Genomic DNA, 19,960 nt, shown 5'->3' on the forward strand with positions numbered 1-19,960 from the left:
CACCAACCAAGACTTCGTTCCAAAAGTGGAACACGCCTTTAGCGTCCAACTCTGAGACGCTCCCTGAAAGAGCTGCTTTTGGACGCGGTTCCACTTTTGGAATGGAGTCGGCCAGTCAAACCCCCAGCAGGTGTCCCACCGAACCTGTAGCGTTTTTCTCCTCTTTCATCTCCTCCCCCAAAGCCGGAATAAAGAAGCTTTTCAGCAAGACCAGCTCACATAATAAACATTTTTATTTACAAAATAGAATATTCTAGCTATTATGATAAAAAGAGGATCGAAGAAAAAAGGGGCTGTCAGCCATGAAAGAGGTATTCAGCAACCGCGAATTCAAAAAGCTGTTTTTCTCCAATCTGTTTTCCGGATTCGGCCAAGGAATGACCATGATCGGTATCGCCTGGTACCTGGTCGAGTCCACCGGCTCTGCCGAGCTGTTAGGAACGACCATGTTCACTTCCGCTGTACTCATGTTCTTTGTCGGGCCGTATATCGGCACGTTGATCGACCGGTTGTCCCGAAAGAGGATGATGCTGGCAGAGCATGCCATCGGCTTTACCGTCCTGGGAATTCTCGCCATCTGGGGATTTTACGGTTCCTATGCGGAATGGATGCTGATCACCGTCTATCTGGTGACCACCCTGATGTATCAAATTCACTATCCCGCACAGGCCGCATTGGTGCAGGAAAGCTTTTCCCCCAGGCACTACAACGACATCAACAGCCTGCTGGAGGTAGAAGGACAGACTGCGACCGTACTGGCTGGTGCCTTTGCGGGGTTTTTGCTAAACCTGTTCGGCCTTCACATCGTCCTTTTAATCAATGCACTTACATATTTGATCGCCTACCTGCTGATGTCGACGATGTCCTATACTTTTACTCTGGAAGCAGAGGCGAAAAAGAACAGCAGCGTCTCCTGGACCGGCCAACTGTATCAAAGCTGGGAGTACATCCGCTCCAAGCGCGGCTTTCTCATCTTCGGACTCTCTGCCATGATGCCGTTCATAGCGGTCATGGCCAGCAACCTGCTGGCTCCTGTCTACGTCAATCAGTCCTTGAGGGCGGAAGTGGATATTTTCTCGATGGGTGAAGTCACGTATGCGATAGGCGCTGTAGGAGCAGGCTTCCTCGTCTCCGTCATCGTCAAAAAAACGGGTCAGCTGTCTGCCATGGTGGGCAACACGCTGCTGTTTGCGATAGCGACGATAGCGATGGTAGCAATCGCGCAGGGGTGGGGGTTTGTAGCTGCTTCCGTATTTTTCGGCTGGTGCAATGCTTCGGTGCGGCTGGTCCGCCAGACGCTTTATATGAACGTAGTGCCGAAACAGGTGATGGGCAGAGTGATGAGCTTTTTCAACTCTGCCGGGATGGCGATGCGTCTGCTCCTGATCGGGCTGTTCACCTTTATGGTCGACAGTACGGGAGCGGGCGTCGGCTATCTCGTGCTGGCTGGGCTATTGCTGCTGGCAGCGGTTGGAGTTGGCGTATCCATGCCCTACCTGCTCAGACTGCCGCAGGAGGAATCGATGGTTGCAACAAAAGAGCGCGGGGCGTAGAATGGACGAGGAAATAGCTGTCCGGAAAGCGAGGACCGTCTGCACATGCAAGAAGTACAAGTTGAATTGACATCCAGGCATAAAATGTACGATGAATGGCAAGAAGATACCCATCAATACCTTGGTCGCTGCACGCAAAAAGGAAGCGACTGGTATCTTACCTATAAAGAACAGATGGAGGGCGCCGGAGAGGTCAACACCGTCTGGAAATTTTCGCAGCAGAGCATCTCCCTCCTGCGGCAGGGGGCAATACAGACGAAGCAACGGTTTCAAAAGGGAGAAACGGACCGCACGACGTACCACAGTCCCCACGGGATTTTCTCTATGGAAATCAATGTGTACAAGATGAAAAGAAATGATGAAAATGAACGACCGTCCGTGATCCAAATCTCTTACCAGCTCTGGTTGAACGAGCAATATGCGGGAGACCACGAAATTTCCCTGCAGATAAGCTGGCAATGAACAAGAAACCGGACGGACACGTGCTGATGACGAAGACCGCCCTTTCATGAGCGGTCTTTCTTCCTGTACAATAGGGGTAGCTTGCGGCAGAGGAGGGAACAGAAAATGACCTTTGTCTTGGTCAACGGCTTGATCGCCGGTCTGATTCTTGCAGCATTTCTGGCTTTGTGCGATGGGCTGTTTGGAACATCCACGTTTGCCGTCTTGATCGATGTCAGCTATGTGCCGGGAATGGCCGGGCTTCCATCCGTCATCGAATTATTGATTCACCTGCTGATCAGCGTGGTCGTCGTGTTTTTCATGGCGTATTTCTACCCCCGCGATCGCCGTGCAACAGTTCGATTTCTGCTGTATTGGGCACTAGCTTTTACGGTGGCCTACCTGCCCTTCAGTCTGCTTAGCGGCACACCGATGTCATTTGTCGCGTTTCTCATCTGGATCGTCGGGCATGTTCTCTATACGATTGTCGTCGCGGCTCAGATTGAACGCCAACGATAAAGTGCTGAATATTCGGCATAGTGATGATTTTTTGGCAGCTTGTGTAAAAGGAGGTATGCGGGCGGATGCCAATGTCGGAAACGGTGGAAATGCTGCAGGCCATTTTGGGAGCTATTGATGAAGGAATTCACGTCGTCGATGCCAATGGCATCTCGATTTTTTACAACCACGTCGCCGCAAAGCTGGACGGGCTTACACCAGAAGAGGTATTGGGCAAGCCGCTGCTTGAGGTTTTCCCGTCGCTTGATCGGCACTCCAGCACACTGCTGACAGTGATTGCAAACGGCGAGCCGATTTTCAACAAGCCTCAGGCGTACACCAACTGGCGGGGCGTGAGAGTGGAGACGATCAATACGACGCTCCCGGTCCGGGTCGGCAAACGGCTCGTGGGTGCGGTGGAGGTAGCCAAGGATATCGGGAAGCTCAAGGAGCTTTCGGAAAAGCTGCTGGATCTCCAGGCAAAAATCAGCAAGCCGAAAAAGGCAAAGCGGGGGCAGAAAGCCGTCGGAGACGGACTCTCCTTTCACTTTGCCGATATTTTGACCGCCAACGATCGGATGATGCAGCTGATCGATCGGGCAAGGCGGGCAGCGAGAACCTCGTCTCCTGTGTTGATCTATGGCGAGACAGGGACAGGCAAGGAACTGTTTGTCCAGTCGATTCATCAGGCATCTGCGCGAAGCAGCCAGCCGTTTATTGCCCAAAACTGTGCGGCGCTCCCGGCTACCCTGCTGGAGAGTCTTCTTTTTGGGACTGTGAAAGGCAGCTTTACCGGAGCAGATGACAGGCCCGGATTGTTCGAGCTGGCAGATGGAGGAACTTTGTTTCTCGATGAGCTGAACAGCATGCCGCTCGATTTGCAGGCGAAGCTGTTGCGCGTACTGCAGGACGGGGAAATACGCAGGATCGGCAGCAGCCATTCGACCCGGGTGGATGTGAGGGTAATTGCCGCCGTCAATGAGCCGCCACTGGCGCTGGTCAGCAAGGGAGCGATGCGGACAGACCTGTACTACCGGATCAATGTCGTTTCATTTGAGCTGCCGCCGCTCCGTGACCGCAGAGAGGACGTTTTCCTTCTGGTACGTCATTTTCTCGAAAAGTACAATCAGAAATTCCAGATGCGGGTGCAGGGGATAAGCGATGAAGTATCCGCGCTGTTTTCCAGATATGACTGGCCCGGGAATGTACGCGAGCTGGAGCATGTGATCGAAGCGGCGATGAACATGGTGGAGGGCGATCTGATCGAAGCGGAGCACTTGCCGCTCCATCTGCTCGACAGGATGTCCGGGATCGCTCTATTCCCCGCAGAAAAAAGCTCCCGGGGTATGGGTTTAGTCCCGAAAACCGGCCAGCTTTCCCTGCCGGAGGTGCTCCGCGATGTGGAAGAGCAGATGATCGAGCAGGCGATGCGAGAGACGGAGGGGAACATTCTGAGGGCAGCAAAATTGCTCGGCATTCCGCGCCAAACGCTGCAGTACAAACTGTCGCAACGATCCGGGGCGAATCGATAGCAATCGTCCCAGTGCCGAATTTTCGGCAGTTGAGATCATCAAGATTGACTGAAAAGACGAGGGCAGACCCGTCCAGGCTCTTGGGAGAACAAAAAGAAAAGACTCATTGCATTGCCAGCAAAGCCCGGTTTTGTAAGGGATCGCTGGTTCAATAACTAAGGCGTATTTCATATTTTCCGAATCTTTTGATTTGGTTGGCACGAGTGTTGCATCTCGTACTTGTCGAGCGAAACACGTGTTATCGACACGCGATGAGAGGGGATGACAGACATGACGGTAGCCACCAAGCGCGACTGGCGCCAGATTGAATTGTGGAAGGATGTTACGGAAGAACAATGGAACGACTGGATGTGGCAGTTGACCCACACCATTCGCACCGTGGACGAATTGAAGCAAGTGATCAACCTGACACCGGAGGAAGAAGAAGGGGTTCGCATCTCCAACCAGACCATTCCGCTCAACATCACCCCTTATTACGCCATGCTGATGGACCCAGACGATCCGAAGGACCCGGTACGGATGCAGTCCGTTCCGCTGTCCTCCGAGATGGTCCGGACGAAATACGATATGGAAGACCCGCTCCACGAGGATACCGACTCGCCGGTGCCGGGGCTGACTCACCGCTACCCTGATCGGGTGCTGTTTCTCGTAACCAACCAGTGCTCCATGTACTGCCGCTACTGTACACGCCGCCGGTTCTCCGGCCAGATCGGCATGGGTGTTCCCAAGAAGCAGCTCGACGCCTGTATCGACTATATCCGCAATACGCCAGAAGTGCGGGACGTGCTGCTCTCCGGCGGAGACGGCCTTCTGATCAATGACCGCATTCTGGAATATATCATCAGCAATTTGCGGGCAATCCCGCATGTGGAAATCATCCGCATCGGTACGCGGGCTCCGGTCGTTTTCCCGCAGCGCATCACGGAAAACCTGTGCAACATCCTGAAAAAATACCATCCGGTTTGGCTGAATACGCACTTCAACCATCCCAAGGAGATTACTCCGGAAGCCAAGCAGGCCTGTGAAATGCTGGCGAACGCAGGCGTGCCGCTGGGCAACCAGGCGGTTATCCTGGCCGGAATCAACGACTGTCCGAACACGATGAAAAAACTCGTGCACGATCTGGTGAAAATTCGTGTCCGTCCGTACTACATCTATCAGTGCGACCTCTCCGAGGGGATCGGCCACTTCCGCGCGCCGGTCAGCAAAGGGATCGAAATCATCGAGCATCTGCGCGGCCATACATCCGGTTATGCCGTCCCGACCTTTGTCGTGGACGCTCCGCACGGCGGCGGCAAAATTCCGGTCATGCCGAACTACATCGTTTCACAGTCGGCCGACAAAGTCGTGCTGCGCAACTTTGAGGGTGTGATCACGTCCTATCCGGAGCCGAAGAAGTATCACGCCCACGACGAGGAGAACTGCGAATACTGCAAGGCGGCCAAAGGAAAAGCGGTCGGCATTGCAGCGCTGATGAAAGACGAAGCCGACAATCTGGAGCCGACAGGCTTGATGCGCAACAAGCGGATCAAGGCGACCAAGGTCAAGTCGTTGGCCGATGTGCGGCAGGAGCAGCGCGAGAAAAAGCAGGCCACGACGGAGAAACAGGCGTCTGGGGACTGAAGCGGGCCGCTACGGCCAAACAAACGTCGGGAGTTTGCAAGCGGGCCGTGACAGAGAAACAAACTACGAGAGATTGCAGTAGCCCGTGGGCTGAGAGGCAAGCGTCGGAGGATTAAAACAGGCTCCGATCAAAAAACCAGTATCGGCAAACGGAAGCAGGACACTGATGAAATATAGCCCCGAGCGGAAAAAAGCATCCCGACCCGCTCTTGTACAAAAGACCGCCTTGGAAAAGCGAAGCCGTCCAGCTCGCTTGCTCCAAGGCGATTTTTCTTTGCCACGACCATCATCTGGAACGGTTCGTCCGGAGAAAGGGAGATGACGAGAGAGCAGCATATGTGTTAAGATCAGTGCATACGCTATCCTGAACGAACGCTCAGTCTGGACAAGTTTCAGGAAAGAAAAAATAATGAGTGAATGGTCATTCATTTTTTCTGTCAGTTCTGATAAGATAGAAAACAACAGTCGAACACGAAAAAGGGGGAGCTGAGAACCGTGCTGGCTCTAATCAATCTCATCGCGTTTTTTCTGGTGCTCGCATACGGTTTGTACCTCGCATGCCATGTGGTGTACAGCCGGTATCTCTTCATCAAACTGGGGAAAAAGCCGGATGTAAAGGACGACTTTGGCGCACGCATCAACCTGATGCTGGAGAACGTCGTTTTTCACAAGAAGCTGCTCAAGGACAAGAAGAGCGGCGTGATGCACGTCGTCATGTTTTACGGCTTTATTATCCTGCAGTTCGGGGCGATCGAGCTGATCGTCAAGGGGCTGGTCAAAGGCTTCGAGCTGCCGTTTGGCAGCGCTCACAAGTACTTCAGCCTGATGCAGGAGATCACGGCGTTTCTGATTCTGGCAGCAGTCGGCTACGCCTTCTACCGCCGCTACGTCGAAAAACTGAAGCGCTTGAAACGCGGCTTCAAGTCGGGCCTGGTGCTTCTGTTCATCTCTACCTTGATGGCTACCGTTTTGCTGTCGCTGGCCTTTGAGCAGCTTTGGCTCGGTCACGAAGCATCCGGCTTTGCTCCGATCTCGTCCGCCATCGCGGCAATATTCGCGGGAATCTCGGAGACAGCGGCTGCCGCACTGTTTTACGTATTCTGGTGGCTGCACCTGCTGATCCTGCTTGCCTTTGCCGTTTACGTGCCGCAATCCAAGCACGCCCACTTGATTTTTGCTCCGGTCAACGTCTGGTTTAAAAAGCTGGGGCCGGCAGGCAAGCTGTCGAGCATCGATTTTGAGGACGAAACGCAAGAAGTATTCGGGGTAGGCAAAATCGAAGACTTTACCCAGACGCAGCTGATCGATTTGTACGCTTGTGTGGAGTGCGGCCGCTGCACCAATATGTGTCCCGCTTCCGGCACGGGTAAAATGCTCTCCCCGATGGATCTGATCACCAAGATGCGCGACCACCTGACGGAAAAAGGAGCAGTTGTAACCTCCCGCACACCGTGGATGCCGAGCTTCGCGTTCGCCAATGCGACAGCAAACCAGCTGGCGTTTCAGGCTGGCGAAGCGGCAGCAGCCTCGGAGGGGGCAGCAGCTTCGATCTACGACAAAAACCTGATCGGCGACGTCATTACCGAGCAGGAGCTGTGGGCTTGTACCACCTGCCGCAACTGCGAGGACCAGTGCCCGGTGATGAACGAGCACGTAGATAAAATCATCGATATGCGGCGCTATCTGGTCATGACCGAGGGCAGCATGCCGCAGGAAGCCCAGCGCGCCTTGAACAACATCGAGCGGCAGGGCAACCCATGGGGGATCAACCGCAAGGACCGGATGAAATGGATCGAAGGCTTGAACGGGCAATATGAAGTTCCTACCGTACAAAACACGGAAGAATTTGAATACCTGTTCTGGGTAGGCTCGATGGGCTCCTTTGACATTCGCAGCCAAAAGATTTCCCAGGCGTTCGTCAAGCTGATGCATGAGGCAGGCGTCAAATTTGCCATTCTCGGCAATGAGGAGAAAAACTCCGGCGATACGGCCCGCCGCATCGGAAACGAATTTTTGTTCCAGCAGCTGGCGCAGGAAAACATCGCGCTGTTCCAGGCGTACGGCGTGAAAAAGATCGTCACCTGCGACCCGCATGCGTTCAATACGTTTAAAAACGAATACCCGGAATTTGGCCTGGAGGCCGAGGTGTACCACCATTCCGAGCTTCTCGCCGAATGGGTGCGCGAAGGCCGCCTCAAGCCGACAAAAGAAGTGAAAGAGCGGATCACCTACCACGACTCCTGCTATCTGGGCCGCTACAACGAGATTTACGACAGGCCCCGCCAAATACTGGAGGCCATCCCGGGCGTAGAAATCGCAGAGATGAAGCGAAGCGGCTGCGACAGCATGTGCTGCGGAGCAGGCGGAGGCCTGATGTGGATGGAGGAGCACGAAGGAACGCGGGTAAACGTCGCCCGCACCGAGCAGGCCCTCGAGGTCAAACCGACAGCCATCGCCAGCGCTTGTCCGTACTGCCTGACGATGATGAACGACGGCGTAAAAATGAAAGAGCTGGAAGAGCAAGTAAAGACACGCGACATCGCGGAAATTCTCGCGGATGCCATCTAGCGGATCGGCGAGGCCTACAATCTCCTTGTCCCTTCAAACGGGGGCCAAGGAGTTTTTTTTTCAAAAACCTGTATGTTCGATGTAAGAAATCATCGCCAGCCGGATCAATAAAGGAGAGGGGAGTGAGAAAGCTGGAACAGGCCAACATTCGGTTGGAAAAAACAAAGGAAGCTGTCTTTGAAAGTTTGGTTCGCGGCTATGTAAAAAAGATATTGCGGCTGGTTTACTTAATCGTCAAAGACCGAAATCTGGCGGAAGACATTACCCAGGAGGTCTTTCTCAAAGCGTACAAGAATCTCTCTTCCTTTCGCGAGGAAAGCTCGATGCAGACGTGGGTATACAAAATTGCTGTCAATGAATCGAAAAAATATTTGCGCTCCTGGTCTTTTCGCCATCTGTTTTTCCGCGCAGAGGTGGATGTAGAGGTGGTCGGGGATACGGAGTCCGCCGTGCTGCAAAGCGACAGCCGCATTCGCTTTGCCAGACTGGTGATGAGCCTGCCGCCCACCCATCGGCAAATCATTGTGCTCCACTACTATGAAGAGCTGTCGATTGAGGAAATGGCCGACATCCTGGATATTTCTGCGGGAGCGATCCATACCCGTTTGCATCGGGCGCGCCAAAAGCTGAGAGAACAGTTGGAAAAGGAGGGACTGGAATGGATCTAGAAAAACGTCTGCGGGAATTTAAACAGACGGCTGACCAGGCGATTCTGCGAGAAATGGACGATACCGCCGAGCTGGAGGAGCGTATTTTGGGCAAGGCGCGGGGCGGACAGAAAACGGCCGAGCGAAAGTTCGGGCATCGCTCCCTGTATAAGGTTGGGGCTGCGGCAGTGGCAGCAGCATCGCTCCTGCTATTTTCTGGCCCACTCTTTGGACCATCCAACCCGGCTCCCGGCGGGCATGTGACGACTGGGCCTGGTCCAGTGGATCCGGTTCCTGCCGATCCACCTTCTCTCCCCGCAGGAACGGCGCCAACACCACCTGCACCGGGTACTTCCCCGGGAATTGGACAGCCGCCGGGCACTGACCAGCTAAGCGGCCCCAGCGACGAGGAGATTCAAAACAAGGTGCAGGAGATCAAAGAGGCTTTGCGCATTGGACTGACGCAGGAAGAGGTAAAAAAGCGAATCCAGGCGCCCTACAATGTCGTTGATGACAATGGGGATTTGGAAAATGGCGCTGATGAATTTTGGAACATCAGCTTCTTCAAGCAGGAGGGATATGTTCCCGAAGAGCCGGAATACGTAGTCGATGAAACAGGACTAAAAGCCAGAAAGGTCGGACTCAATCTTTTCATCGGGTGGAAAGAGAAAAAACTGTATATGTACTCGATTCAGTACGTACAGGGAGAGAAAAACGACATTTATTTTTACATGATGCGGCCAAACGGAACCGTCGGCATGGAGATTTTGAATGAGCGTCCATCCCCCTCTGTCCTTGACCTTGGCGATTCATTAAAAAACGCGTATTTCGGGTTTGTGGAGACAAAGAAGGATGGGGTCTTGTACGGGCTGAAGCCGGCAGACATCCTCAAGCTGTACCTCCATGCGGAAGAAGAAGGGGACCTCCTCACACAATACGCGTTCTACGCTGATGGCGGCGACGACTCCGCAAAGCCTTCTTTGGAGGCGTTTCTGGAGGATGTCAAAAACGACCCGGCAGGAGCGGAGAACACGCAAAAACGGCTGGCAGATCTGAGAGCGCATGTGATCGGCTTCGAGACAAAGGAGCAAAAACCGGAAAGCCCTTCCGGACAAAAGTCCAAGTATCTGGCAGAAGCGATCGTCTACATGCAGTTTTCAGACGGCAGGGAAGCACTCCCTTTCCGCTTGGTCAAAAATCAAGAAGGCGTCTGGAAGGTAAGCTGGATGCCGATTCAGTAACAGCTATATAGACAAAACTGACAAAAGCGACATAGCAATTTAGCAATAAGCCGACATAGCAACATACCGACTAGACAGACCATACAGACCATACAGACAACAGGCCTGCCCAGCTTTACGGTCAGGCCTGTTTTTTGAGTTTTGGCCAGCCTTTTCCAGTCCGTTCCGGCTTGGCGCAAATTGGACTCGACGAAAATCGAGGTTTTCTGCTGTATATTCATTGACTATTCGGAAAGAAGGGGGCAAAATGAAGAGAGAAGAAAAATGAGCGACCGCTCGTTCAGTTTGGTTTTCTGGATGTCACCATACAGGGAGGAACCGGATGATGAAAACGGTGATTGCAGGTGGAGCCCGTACTCCGTTTGGAAAGCTTGGCGGTTCATTGAAGGATGTATCGGCAGTAGATCTGGGTGCGATCGTGATCAGGGAAGCGCTGCAGCGATCAGGCGTATCCGCAGAGCAGGTCGATGAAGTGATCATGGGCATGGTCGTGCAGGCTGGCGCAGGGCAAATCCCTTCCCGGCAGGCGGCGCGCAAAGCGGGTGTACCGTGGAGCGTAGCCAGCCAGACGATCAACAAGGTGTGCGCATCCGGAATGCGGGCCGTTACGATGGGCGACCAGATTATCCGCGCAGGCGACGGACAGATTATCGTGGCGGGCGGCATGGAAAGCATGAGCAACGCCCCTTACGCGCTGGCTGGAGCGAGATACGGACTGCGGATGGGCGACGCCGCGCTGCAGGATCTGATGATGCACGACGGCCTTACCTGTCCGTTCGATCAGGTCCCGATGGCGATACACGGCAGCAATGTTGCCGAAGAGTACGGCATTACGCGCGAGGAGCAGGATCGCTGGGCATATCGCAGCCAGCAGCGTGCTGTGCAGGCGATGAAGGCCGGCTTGTTTGACGAAGAAATCGTGCCGGTAGCTGTTCCCCAGCGAAGGGGAGAGCCGCTCCTGGTCACCCGTGACGAGGCACCGAGGCCCGACACGACTTTGGAAGGCCTTGCGAAGCTGCCTCCTGTTTACAAAAAGGACGGAACCATCACTGCGGGCAATGCGCCAGGAATCAACGACGGCGCGGCAGCGATGGTGCTGATGTCAGAGGAGAGAGCCGCGGAAGCGGGGGTCAAGCCGCTTGCCACGATTCTGGGACACGCGCAGGCAGGAGCAGAAGCCCCCTACATTGCCACCACGCCGGGGCTGGCAATCCAGAAGCTGCTGGAGAAGACGGGCACCCGCCTGGAAGAGATTGAATTGTTTGAAGTAAATGAAGCTTTTGCCGCTGTCACGTTGACCAGCGGAAAAATCGTCGGCTGGGATGAAGAAAGGGTAAACGTGAACGGGGGAGCCATCGCGCTTGGCCATCCGATCGGAGCCAGCGGCGCGAGGATTGTTCTCCATCTGGCTCACGAGCTGAAGCGGCGGGGCGGCGGACTTGGCGTCGCAGCGATCTGCAGCGGGGCAGCCCAGGGTGACGCCATTTTGATCAAAGTAGAATAGCCGAAACGGAGGAGCGGATATGAACGTACAAACGATCATGGTCGTGGGAGCAGGGCAGATGGGCAGCGGGATTGCGCAAGTATCGGCGCAGGCCGGCTTTCAAGTGATCCTGAGCGACGTAAAACAGGAGTTTGTGGACCGCGGCCTTGGGACGATCCATAAAAACCTGTCCCGCAATGTGGAAAAGGGACGGATGAGCGAGCAAGAAAAAGCGGACATTCTCAGCCGCATCACCCTTTCTACCGATCTGGCCGATGGCGAGAAGGCCGATTTCGTGGTAGAAGCGGTAACCGAAAACATGGCTGTGAAGGCGGAAATCTTCAAAAAGCTGGATGCGGTATGCCCGGCACATGCAGTTCTCGCCTCCAACACCTCCTCGCTGCCAATCACAGAAATTGCAGCCGTGACCAGCCGTCCCGAGAAAGTGATTGGCATGCACTTCATGAATCCGGTACCGGTCATGAAGCTGGTGGAGATTATTCGCGGACTTCAGACAGCGGACGAGGTGTACCAGCTTACCGAGGATTTGTCCAAACAGATGGGCAAGGTGCCTGTCAGCGTCAACGACTTTCCCGGCTTCGTTTCCAACCGCGTCTTGATGCCGATGATCAATGAAGCGATCTATTGCGTATACGAGGGTGTGGCTACGCCCGAGGCTGTCGATGAAGTGATGAAGCTGGGCATGAACCACCCGATGGGGCCGCTTACCCTGGCTGATTTTATCGGGCTGGATACCTGCCTCTACATCATGGAGGTGCTGTACGAAGGCTTCGGCGACTCGAAATACCGCCCCTGCCCGCTGCTTCGCAAGTACGTAAAAGCAGGCTGGCTGGGCAAAAAATCCGGTCGGGGGTTTTACGTGTACAACTGAGAGGATTCATATAGGGAAAGGTAGGACTGACATGGATTTTCGACTCAATGAAGAGCAGGACATGATGCGTCGCATGGTCCGTGATTTTGCCCAGAAGCAAATCGCTCCGTTCATCCCGGTCATGGAAGAGACAGAACAGTTCCCCCGCGAGATCGTGAAAAAGATGGGGGAGATCGGCTTGATGGGCATTCCCATTCCGGAAGAATGGGGCGGTGCAGGTGCTGATTTTCAGTCGTATATTCTGGCGATTCATGAGATTTCCAAAGTGAGCGCGACAGTCGGGGTGATCCTGTCCGTGCATACGTCGGTTTGTACCAACCCGATCTTGTACTTTGGCACCGACGAACAAAAACGCAAATACGTGCCGCAACTGGCAGCGGGCAAAATGCTCGGGGCTTTTGCCCTGACTGAGCCGAATGCCGGGTCGGACGCCGGGCGCATTCGCACCTCGGCTGTCCGGGATGGAGACGCATTCGTTTTGAATGGAAACAAGGTGTTTATCACCAACGGCGGGGAAGCCGATGTCTACATCGCCTTTGCCGTTACAGACCCGTCGATGGGGACGCGAGGAATCTCCGCCTTTATCGTCGACAAGGACACACCCGGTTTTTCAGTAGGGAAAAAAGAAAAGAAAATGGGGCTGCACGGCTCCAGCACAACGGAGCTGATTTTTGACAACGCCCGGGTGCCTGCAGAAAATTTGCTGGGCGAAGAAGGAGACGGCTTCACCATCGCGATGGCGAATCTGGATGTCGGCCGGATCGGGATTGCCGCCCAAGCTTTGGGGATCGCGGAGGCCGCCTTTGCGTACGCAACGCAGTACGCCAAGGAACGGAAGCAGTTCGGACGGCCGATCATCGAACAGCAGGCGATCGCCTTCAAGCTGGCCGATATGGCGACGATGGCGGAAGCGGCGAGACTGCTTGTTTATCGGGCAGCCGATCTGCGAAGCAAAGGACTTCCGTGCGGCATGGAGGCGTCGATGGCAAAAAAATTCGCCTCCGATACTGCCGTGAAGCTGGCGACCGAGGCTGTGCAGGTTTTCGGCGGGTACGGCTACACGCGCGAGTACCCGGTTGAAAGGCTGTTCCGGGACGCCAAGGTAACGCAAATTTACGAGGGAACCAACGAGATTCAGCGCATCGTGATCGGCAAGCATTTGCTGTGCGATTAGGACAATGAGACGCAGGGAGTGGAAGCGATGAATTTTCAATTGACCGAAGAACAAGAGATGCTGCGCAAGATGATCCGCGATTTTGCCGAGACCCAGGTAGCTCCCACTGCAGCAGAGCGGGATGAGGAAGAGCGGTTTGACAGAGCGATATTCGAGCAAATGGCCGAGCTGGGACTGACAGGCATTCCGTGGCCGGAGCAGTACGGCGGCGCAGGTGCCGATTACCTCAGCTATGTGATTGCGGTAGAAGAGCTGTCTCGGGTAGACGCTTCTATCGGTGTTACGCTGTCGGCACATGTCTCGCTGGCAAGCTGGCCCATCTATAAATTCGGCACAGAGGAGCAAAAGCAGCGATTTTTGCGCCCGCTCGCCGAAGGCAAAAAGATGGGGGCGTACTGTCTGACTGAGCCTGGGTCCGGCTCTGACTCGGCAGGGATGAAGACTACTGCCGTTCGCGACGGCGATCACTACGTGCTGAACGGCAGCAAAATTTTTATCACCAATGCCGGGGAAGCGGAAATCTACATCGTCTTTGCCGTCACCCAGCCGGAGCTCAAGCATAAAGGGATTACCGCTTTTATCGTCGAAAAAGGTATGGAAGGCTTCACGATGGGCAAGAAGGAGAAAAAGCTGGGAATTCGTTCCTCGCCGACGCTTGCGGTCAATTTCGAAGATGTGCGTGTACCGCTGGAAAACAGGCTGGGTGAAGAGGGGCAAGGCTTCAAGATCGCGATGATGACGCTGGACGGGGGACGCAATGGCATCGCTGCCCAGGCGCTTGGAATCGCGCAGGGTGCCTTTGACCACGCCCGCGACTACGCCAAGGAGCGCAACCAGTTCGGCAAGCCGATCGCGGCGCTGCAGGCGATACAGTTCAAGCTGGCGGATATGGCGACCAAGATCGAAGCGGCCCGCCTCCTGACTTATCAGGCTGCCTGGCTGGAGGATCAAGGTCTGCCTTACGGAAAAGCATCGGCCATGTCCAAGGTATTCGCCGGCGATATCGCGATGGAAGTGACAACCGAGGCTGTTCAAGTATTCGGCGGCTACGGATACACTCGCGAGTACCCGGTGGAACGCTTCATGCGCGATGCGAAAATCACGCAAATCTACGAGGGAACCAACGAAATTCAGCGCGTCGTGATCAGCAACTATCTGCTGAAGGAGTAGAGCGAACAGTATAGGGTGAGATGAGGGCGTTTCATGCACGAAATCACTAGACGCATTCTCGCAGGAGATGTGCGCGGGGCGGCCCGGGCCATTACCTGTATCGAAAACGACTATCCGGAGCGCAACCAGATTTTAAAAGAGCTTTTTCCTCATACGGGCAGGGCCAGGCTGATCGGCATTACGGGTTCGCCCGGGGCCGGCAAAAGCTCTCTGGTTGACTGTCTGATCGGCTATTTGCGTTCGCTGGAGATGAAGATCGGGGTGGTCGCGGTCGATCCGACCAGTCCGTTCACCGGCGGGGCGCTGCTCGGCGACCGTGTGCGGATGCAAAATCACGCGTTGGACAAAGGGGTGTTCATCCGCAGCATGGGAACACGCGGCAGTCTCGGCGGCCTTTCCGCCAATACGCGGGACGCTGTCCGGGTACTGGACGCCTACGGCTGTGATGTGGTCCTGATCGAAACGGTCGGCGTAGGCCAATCCGAGCTGGACGTGATGAGCATCGCCGATACGACAGCGGTGGTGCTCAATCCCGGCGGAGGAGACTCGGTGCAGGCGTTCAAAGCAGGCATCATGGAGATCGCAGACTTGTTTGTCATCAACAAGGCAGATTTGCCGGGGACGGAAAAGCTGCAGATCGAAGTGGAGCAGATGCTCGACCTTGCCAAGCACGACGCCCCTTGGCGTCCGCCGATCGTCAAAACGGTTTCCACCAGCGGGCAGGGGATGGCTGATTTGTGGCAGCAAATAGACCGCCACCAGCAGTTTCTGCACGAGTCCGGCGAGGCGGATGCCCGCCGTTCCCGCCATCTGCAAGAAGAAGTATTGGATATCGTCCGGGACCGTCTCTTTCAACGGCTGCAAGCCGGAATTCAGAGCGGTCGGCACGCAGAAGCGCTGGAGCGGGTGGCTTCCCGCGCGGAGGACCCTTACAGCGCCGCCGAACGCATCATCCTGCAATGGTGGGGGCAAAAATCCTGAAAAGACAAGGACCTTGCGGACAGGAAAAAGAAAGATTGGCTTTCCGCGCTCTCCAGGCGTATAATAACGTGGATATCAACATAGAGAGCGCGTTTGGTCTTTCTTTTTCCAAATGTTGTCTGACCAAACGCTCAGTCGGTTGGAAAGGTGGATATGTCGTGGAGAAGAAGAAAAACATACCGTCGCTAGTGAAGGACCCCAAGCTGATCGAGAAACGGCGCGAACAGATTATCGAGGCTGCCGTCGATCTGTTTATCAACAAGGGGTTCCACAAAACAACGACGCGTGAAATTGCCCGGGCGTCAGGATTTAGCATCGGCACCCTGTATGAATATATCGAATCAAAGGAAGACGTCCTGTATCTGGTATGTGACGCGATTCACGGTGAAGTGGAGAGCCGCTTGCGTGAAGCCATCACCTTTAACGGAACGGGCCTGAAAAACCTGAAGCTTGCCTTGCGCAGCTTTTTCCGCGTAATGGATCAGATGAGCGACCGCGTCCTGCTGATCTATCAAGAATCCAAGTCATTGCCGAAAGAAACGCTTCGCTATGTGCTGAGGCGCGAGGAAGAAATCACGCAAATTTTTGAAGAGATATTGCGCAAAGGCATTGCAGACGGCTCCATCGGCATCGATGAAAAGCACGTCAAACTGATGGCAGACAACATCATGGTGCTCGGGGAGATGTGGGTATTCCGCCGCTGGGCGCTAAAGCGCCACTATACGCTGGAGGAGTACACAGACAAACAGACGGCATTGCTTCTGCGCGAGATCAGCGTTTCCGAGTAGTCTTATGCAGCTGCTCGGTGAGCGCGTCACTTGATTTTTCGGGGAGAGTGAAATCGATGGAAACGGAAGTGTATCGCCCGCAAAACAAGGTTCGTTTTGTCACCGCAGCCAGCCTGTATGACGGTCACGACGCATCGATCAATATCATGCGCCGTATTTTGCAGTCGTCCGGGGTGGAAGTAATCCACCTCGGGCATAACCGATCCGTGAATGACATTGTGACCGCCGCGATCCAGGAGGATGTGCAGGGAATTGCCATCAGCTCCTATCAAGGCGGCCACGTTGAATTTTTTAAATATATCGTCGATTCTTTAAAAGAACGCGGCGCCGGGCACATCCGGCTCTTTGGCGGCGGGGGCGGCGTTATCGTCCCTCGCGAGATACGGGAGCTGGAAGAGTACGGCGTGTGCAAGATTTTTTCTCCGGACGACGGGCGGAGACTCGGTCTTCAGGGAATGATCAATATGATGATCCGCGAATGCGATTTCCCGACGGTCAAACAGCTTACCAATGAAGTGGAAGAGCTTCAGCGGCAAAATCATCAGGCTGTCGCCCGCCTTATCTCGCTGGCGGAGTACGCTGTGCAAGACCCAGAGCTGTTCGCGCCTGTCGAGGAGCGTCTCGCCGAGCCGGAGCGAGTAGTGCCGGTCCTTGGGATAACCGGTACGGGCGGCGCCGGCAAAAGCTCTCTGACCGATGAGCTGGTTCGCCGTTTTCTGCGGACGTACGCAGACAAAACGGTAGCGATCCTCTCTGTCGACCCCTCCAAGCAAAAGACAGGGGGTGCCTTGCTCGGCGACCGCATCCGCATGAACGCCAACAACACGCCGCGCGTCTACATGCGCAGCCTGGCGACCAGGCAATCCGGCTCCGAGCTCTCTGCTGCAGTAAAGGACGCAATCCGTGTAGTCCGCAGCGCAGGGTTCGATCTCGTCATCGTGGAAACGAGCGGGATCGGCCAAGGGGATGCACAGGTAACCGACGTGTGCGATGTCTCCATGTACGTCATGACCAGCGAGTTTGGCGCGCCGTCTCAGCTGGAGAAAATCGACATGCTCGACTTTGCCGATCTGATCGCGATCAACAAATTTGAGCGGAAAGGCTCGGAGGATGCGTTGCGGGAGGTGCGGAAGCAATATCGCCGCAACCACCAGCTATTTGAACTGCCGGATGAAAAAATCCCGGTGTACGGGACCATCGCCAGCCAGTTCAACGATCCGGGAACCAATGTGCTGTTTGCGGCCCTGATGCACAAGATCGTGGAAAAGACGGGCGCAGATTGGCAGGTGTCCGAGCTCGATCCGACTCCGGTCAAAACCCACAAGCCGTCGCTGATTCCAGCAGATCGGAACAACTACTTGCAGGAAATTGCCAACACGGTGCGCGGCCATCGGAAGTTCACCGAGGAGCAGTCGGCCATCGCCCGCAAGCTGTATCAGCTCCACGGGGCCAAGGAGACGCTGCTCGCCTCGGGAGACGAGGATGCGCGGCAGGTGTCTGAGGTTCTGGACAGACAGATCGCCCATTTTGAAAGCAAGCTTCATCCCGAATGCAAGCAAATTCTCGACAAATGGCCGAAGCTGAAGGAAATGTACAAACAGGATCAGTTCGTCACCAAAGTGCGTGACAAGGAGATCGTGACCAAGCTGTTTACGGAATCGCTGTCAGGCACCCGCATACCCAAAGTGAGCCTGCCGGATTTTCAGGATTGGGGCGAAATTTTGAAATGGTCGCTCAAGGAAAATGTTCCCGGCGAGTATCCGTATACGGCAGGCGTGTTTCCGTTCAAACGGGAAGGAGAGGATCCCAAGCGCCAGTTTGCCGGCGAGGGAACACCGGAGCGGACCAATCGCCGCTTCCACTTCCTTTCGCAAAACGACGAGGCCAAACGGCTCAGCACGGCATTTGATTCGGTGACGCTGTACGGGGAAGACCCCGATTACCGGCCGGACATTTACGGGAAAATCGGCACAAGCGGCGTCAGCGTCTGTACGCTGGACGACATGAAGAAGCTGTATGCCGGCTTTGACTTGTGTGCTCCGACGACGTCTGTGTCGATGACGATCAACGGACCGGCTCCGATGATTTTGGCCAAATTCATGAACACGGCGATCGACCAGCAGGTGGAGAAGTTTGCCCAGCGCGAGGGGCGGCAGCCCACGCCGGAGGAGTATGAACAGATCAAGGCATACACCCTCTCTACTGTGCGCGGGACGGTCCAGGCGGACATTTTGAAAGAGGATCAAGGACAGAACACGTGCATCTTTTCCACGGAGTTCGCCCTGCGGATGATGGGCGATATCCAGCAGTACTTTATCGACCACAAGGTGCGCAATTACTACTCGGTCTCCATTTCCGGCTACCATATCGCGGAAGCGGGTGCCAACCCGATCACACAGCTTGCCTTTACCCTGGCGAACGGCTTTACCTATGTGGAGTACTACCTCAGCTGCGGCATGCACATTGACGATTTTGCGCCGAACCTGTCGTTTTTCTTCTCGAACGGTCTCGATCCCGAATATACGGTGATCGGACGGGTTGCCCGCCGCATCTGGGCGACGGTGATGAAAAACCGCTACGGCGGCAACGAGCGCAGCCAAAAGCTGAAGTACCACATTCAGACATCGGGCCGCTCCCTGCACGCCCAGGAGATGGACTTCAACGACATTCGCACGACCCTGCAGGCTTTGATTGCCATTTACGACAACTGCAATTCCTTGCATACAAACGCCTACGACGAAGCGATCACGACGCCGACGGAAAATTCCGTCCGCCGCGCGATGGCGATCCAGATGATCATCAACAAGGAAATGGGGCTGGCGAAAAACGAGAATCCGCTGCAAGGCTCGTTCATCATCGAAGAGCTGACCGACCTGGTCGAAGAAGCAGTGCTGCAGGAGTTTGAGCGGCTGAATTCGCGCGGGGGCGTGCTCGGCGCGATGGAAACGCAATATCAGCGCGGCAAGATCCAGGATGAGTCGATGTACTACGAGATGAAAAAGCACAGCGGGGAGCTGCCGATTATCGGGGTCAATACCTTCCTCAATCCGAATGCCTCCGAGGAAGACTACGAGATTGAGCTGGCCCGTGCGACAGAAGAAGAAAAGGAGCAGCAGATTCAAAACCTGCGGGCCTTCCAGGAGCGCAACCGCGACGCCGCTCCCGCCGCCTTGAAAAAATTGCAGGAAGTGGCGATGAACGGTGGTAATATTTTCGCCGAGCTGATGGAGACCGTGAAGGTGGCGTCGCTCGGACAGATCAGCGCCGCTTTGTACGAAGTGGGCGGGCAGTACCGCCGCAACATGTAAAAACAAAGGATCTCGCACATAGCGGAAGCGGTTGTCCCTCCCGAGGCGGCAGCCGCTTCCC

The 19,960-nt window shown here is 55.0% G+C and carries 15 protein-coding genes; all 15 read left to right on the forward strand.

Translation table 11 applies throughout. The features are described from left to right. The first annotated feature begins 302 nt into the window (after positions 1–302). Positions 303–1,553 (forward strand): MFS transporter, encoded by a 1,251-nt coding sequence (locus V5G20_RS03030; RefSeq protein ID WP_031932687.1) that lies wholly within the window; start codon positions 303–305, stop codon positions 1,551–1,553. A 45-nt stretch (positions 1,554–1,598) separates the two neighbouring features. After that, a complete protein-coding gene (locus V5G20_RS03035; protein ID WP_024983738.1) occupies positions 1,599–2,015 on the forward strand; it encodes a DUF1934 domain-containing protein in 417 nt (138 codons plus the stop codon). A 105-nt stretch (positions 2,016–2,120) separates the two neighbouring features. Beyond that, entirely contained in the window at positions 2,121–2,513 is a 393-nt protein-coding gene (locus V5G20_RS03040) for a hypothetical protein (RefSeq protein ID WP_003388477.1), read from the forward strand. Positions 2,514–2,578: 65 nt separating this feature from the next. Further along, positions 2,579–4,024 carry a sigma-54 interaction domain-containing protein gene (locus tag V5G20_RS03045; RefSeq protein WP_003388476.1) on the forward strand — a complete coding sequence of 482 codons (1,446 nt, stop codon included), beginning with the start codon at positions 2,579–2,581 and terminating at the stop codon, positions 4,022–4,024. A gap of 270 nt (positions 4,025–4,294) precedes the next feature. After that, the gene (ablA, locus tag V5G20_RS03050) at positions 4,295–5,647 is read left to right on the forward strand and encodes a lysine 2,3-aminomutase (RefSeq protein ID WP_003388475.1); all 1,353 of its coding nucleotides are present in this window, start codon (positions 4,295–4,297) and stop codon (positions 5,645–5,647) included. A gap of 495 nt (positions 5,648–6,142) precedes the next feature. After that, positions 6,143–8,215 (forward strand): heterodisulfide reductase-related iron-sulfur binding cluster, encoded by a 2,073-nt coding sequence (locus V5G20_RS03055; protein WP_003388474.1) that lies wholly within the window; start codon positions 6,143–6,145, stop codon positions 8,213–8,215. Positions 8,216–8,337: 122 nt separating this feature from the next. Next, positions 8,338–8,883, forward strand: coding sequence for a sigma-70 family RNA polymerase sigma factor (locus V5G20_RS03060; protein WP_003388473.1), 546 nt, complete (start codon positions 8,338–8,340; stop codon positions 8,881–8,883). Continuing rightward, the gene (locus V5G20_RS03065) at positions 8,874–10,103 is read left to right on the forward strand and encodes a hypothetical protein (protein WP_024983743.1); all 1,230 of its coding nucleotides are present in this window, start codon (positions 8,874–8,876) and stop codon (positions 10,101–10,103) included. Before V5G20_RS03060 ends, V5G20_RS03065 begins: the two co-directional genes overlap by 10 nt. A 325-nt stretch (positions 10,104–10,428) precedes the next feature. Further along, positions 10,429–11,607, forward strand: coding sequence for an acetyl-CoA C-acetyltransferase (locus V5G20_RS03070; protein WP_338463152.1), 1,179 nt, complete (start codon positions 10,429–10,431; stop codon positions 11,605–11,607). A 19-nt stretch (positions 11,608–11,626) separates the two neighbouring features. Beyond that, positions 11,627–12,478 carry a 3-hydroxybutyryl-CoA dehydrogenase gene (locus V5G20_RS03075; RefSeq protein WP_003388468.1) on the forward strand — a complete coding sequence of 284 codons (852 nt, stop codon included), beginning with the start codon at positions 11,627–11,629 and terminating at the stop codon, positions 12,476–12,478. Between the two features lie 31 nt (positions 12,479–12,509). Continuing rightward, entirely contained in the window at positions 12,510–13,652 is a 1,143-nt protein-coding gene (locus V5G20_RS03080) for an acyl-CoA dehydrogenase (RefSeq protein ID WP_327955679.1), read from the forward strand. A gap of 27 nt (positions 13,653–13,679) precedes the next feature. Next, positions 13,680–14,822, forward strand: coding sequence for an acyl-CoA dehydrogenase (locus V5G20_RS03085; protein WP_003388464.1), 1,143 nt, complete (start codon positions 13,680–13,682; stop codon positions 14,820–14,822). A gap of 33 nt (positions 14,823–14,855) precedes the next feature. Then, the gene (meaB, locus tag V5G20_RS03090; RefSeq protein WP_024983746.1) at positions 14,856–15,803 is read left to right on the forward strand and encodes a methylmalonyl Co-A mutase-associated GTPase MeaB; all 948 of its coding nucleotides are present in this window, start codon (positions 14,856–14,858) and stop codon (positions 15,801–15,803) included. A 158-nt stretch (positions 15,804–15,961) separates the two neighbouring features. Continuing rightward, complete coding sequence (locus V5G20_RS03095; protein ID WP_003388459.1) at positions 15,962–16,591, forward strand: TetR/AcrR family transcriptional regulator; 630 nt, start codon at positions 15,962–15,964, stop codon at positions 16,589–16,591. A 56-nt stretch (positions 16,592–16,647) separates the two neighbouring features. Further along, the gene (gene icmF / locus V5G20_RS03100; RefSeq protein ID WP_338463153.1) at positions 16,648–19,899 is read left to right on the forward strand and encodes a fused isobutyryl-CoA mutase/GTPase IcmF; all 3,252 of its coding nucleotides are present in this window, start codon (positions 16,648–16,650) and stop codon (positions 19,897–19,899) included. The last annotated feature ends 61 nt before the right edge of the window (positions 19,900–19,960 follow it).

The sequence above is a fragment of the Brevibacillus borstelensis genome, assembly GCF_036700025.1.
Classification (GTDB): domain Bacteria; phylum Bacillota; class Bacilli; order Brevibacillales; family Brevibacillaceae; genus Brevibacillus; species Brevibacillus borstelensis.

Coding starts and splice junctions, on each gene's coding strand:
- icmF (WP_338463153.1), top strand. CDS start 16,648: ATGGAAACGGAAGTGTATCGCCCGCAAAACAAGGTTCGTTTTGTCACC.
- ablA (WP_003388475.1), top strand. CDS start 4,295: ATGACGGTAGCCACCAAGCGCGACTGGCGCCAGATTGAATTGTGGAAG.
- meaB (WP_024983746.1), top strand. CDS start 14,856: ATGCACGAAATCACTAGACGCATTCTCGCAGGAGATGTGCGCGGGGCG.
- V5G20_RS03080 (WP_327955679.1), top strand. CDS start 12,510: ATGGATTTTCGACTCAATGAAGAGCAGGACATGATGCGTCGCATGGTC.
- V5G20_RS03045 (WP_003388476.1), top strand. CDS start 2,579: ATGCCAATGTCGGAAACGGTGGAAATGCTGCAGGCCATTTTGGGAGCT.
- V5G20_RS03085 (WP_003388464.1), top strand. CDS start 13,680: ATGAATTTTCAATTGACCGAAGAACAAGAGATGCTGCGCAAGATGATC.
- V5G20_RS03070 (WP_338463152.1), top strand. CDS start 10,429: ATGAAAACGGTGATTGCAGGTGGAGCCCGTACTCCGTTTGGAAAGCTT.
- V5G20_RS03065 (WP_024983743.1), top strand. CDS start 8,874: ATGGATCTAGAAAAACGTCTGCGGGAATTTAAACAGACGGCTGACCAG.
- V5G20_RS03040 (WP_003388477.1), top strand. CDS start 2,121: ATGACCTTTGTCTTGGTCAACGGCTTGATCGCCGGTCTGATTCTTGCA.
- V5G20_RS03075 (WP_003388468.1), top strand. CDS start 11,627: ATGAACGTACAAACGATCATGGTCGTGGGAGCAGGGCAGATGGGCAGC.
- V5G20_RS03030 (WP_031932687.1), top strand. CDS start 303: ATGAAAGAGGTATTCAGCAACCGCGAATTCAAAAAGCTGTTTTTCTCC.
- V5G20_RS03035 (WP_024983738.1), top strand. CDS start 1,599: ATGCAAGAAGTACAAGTTGAATTGACATCCAGGCATAAAATGTACGAT.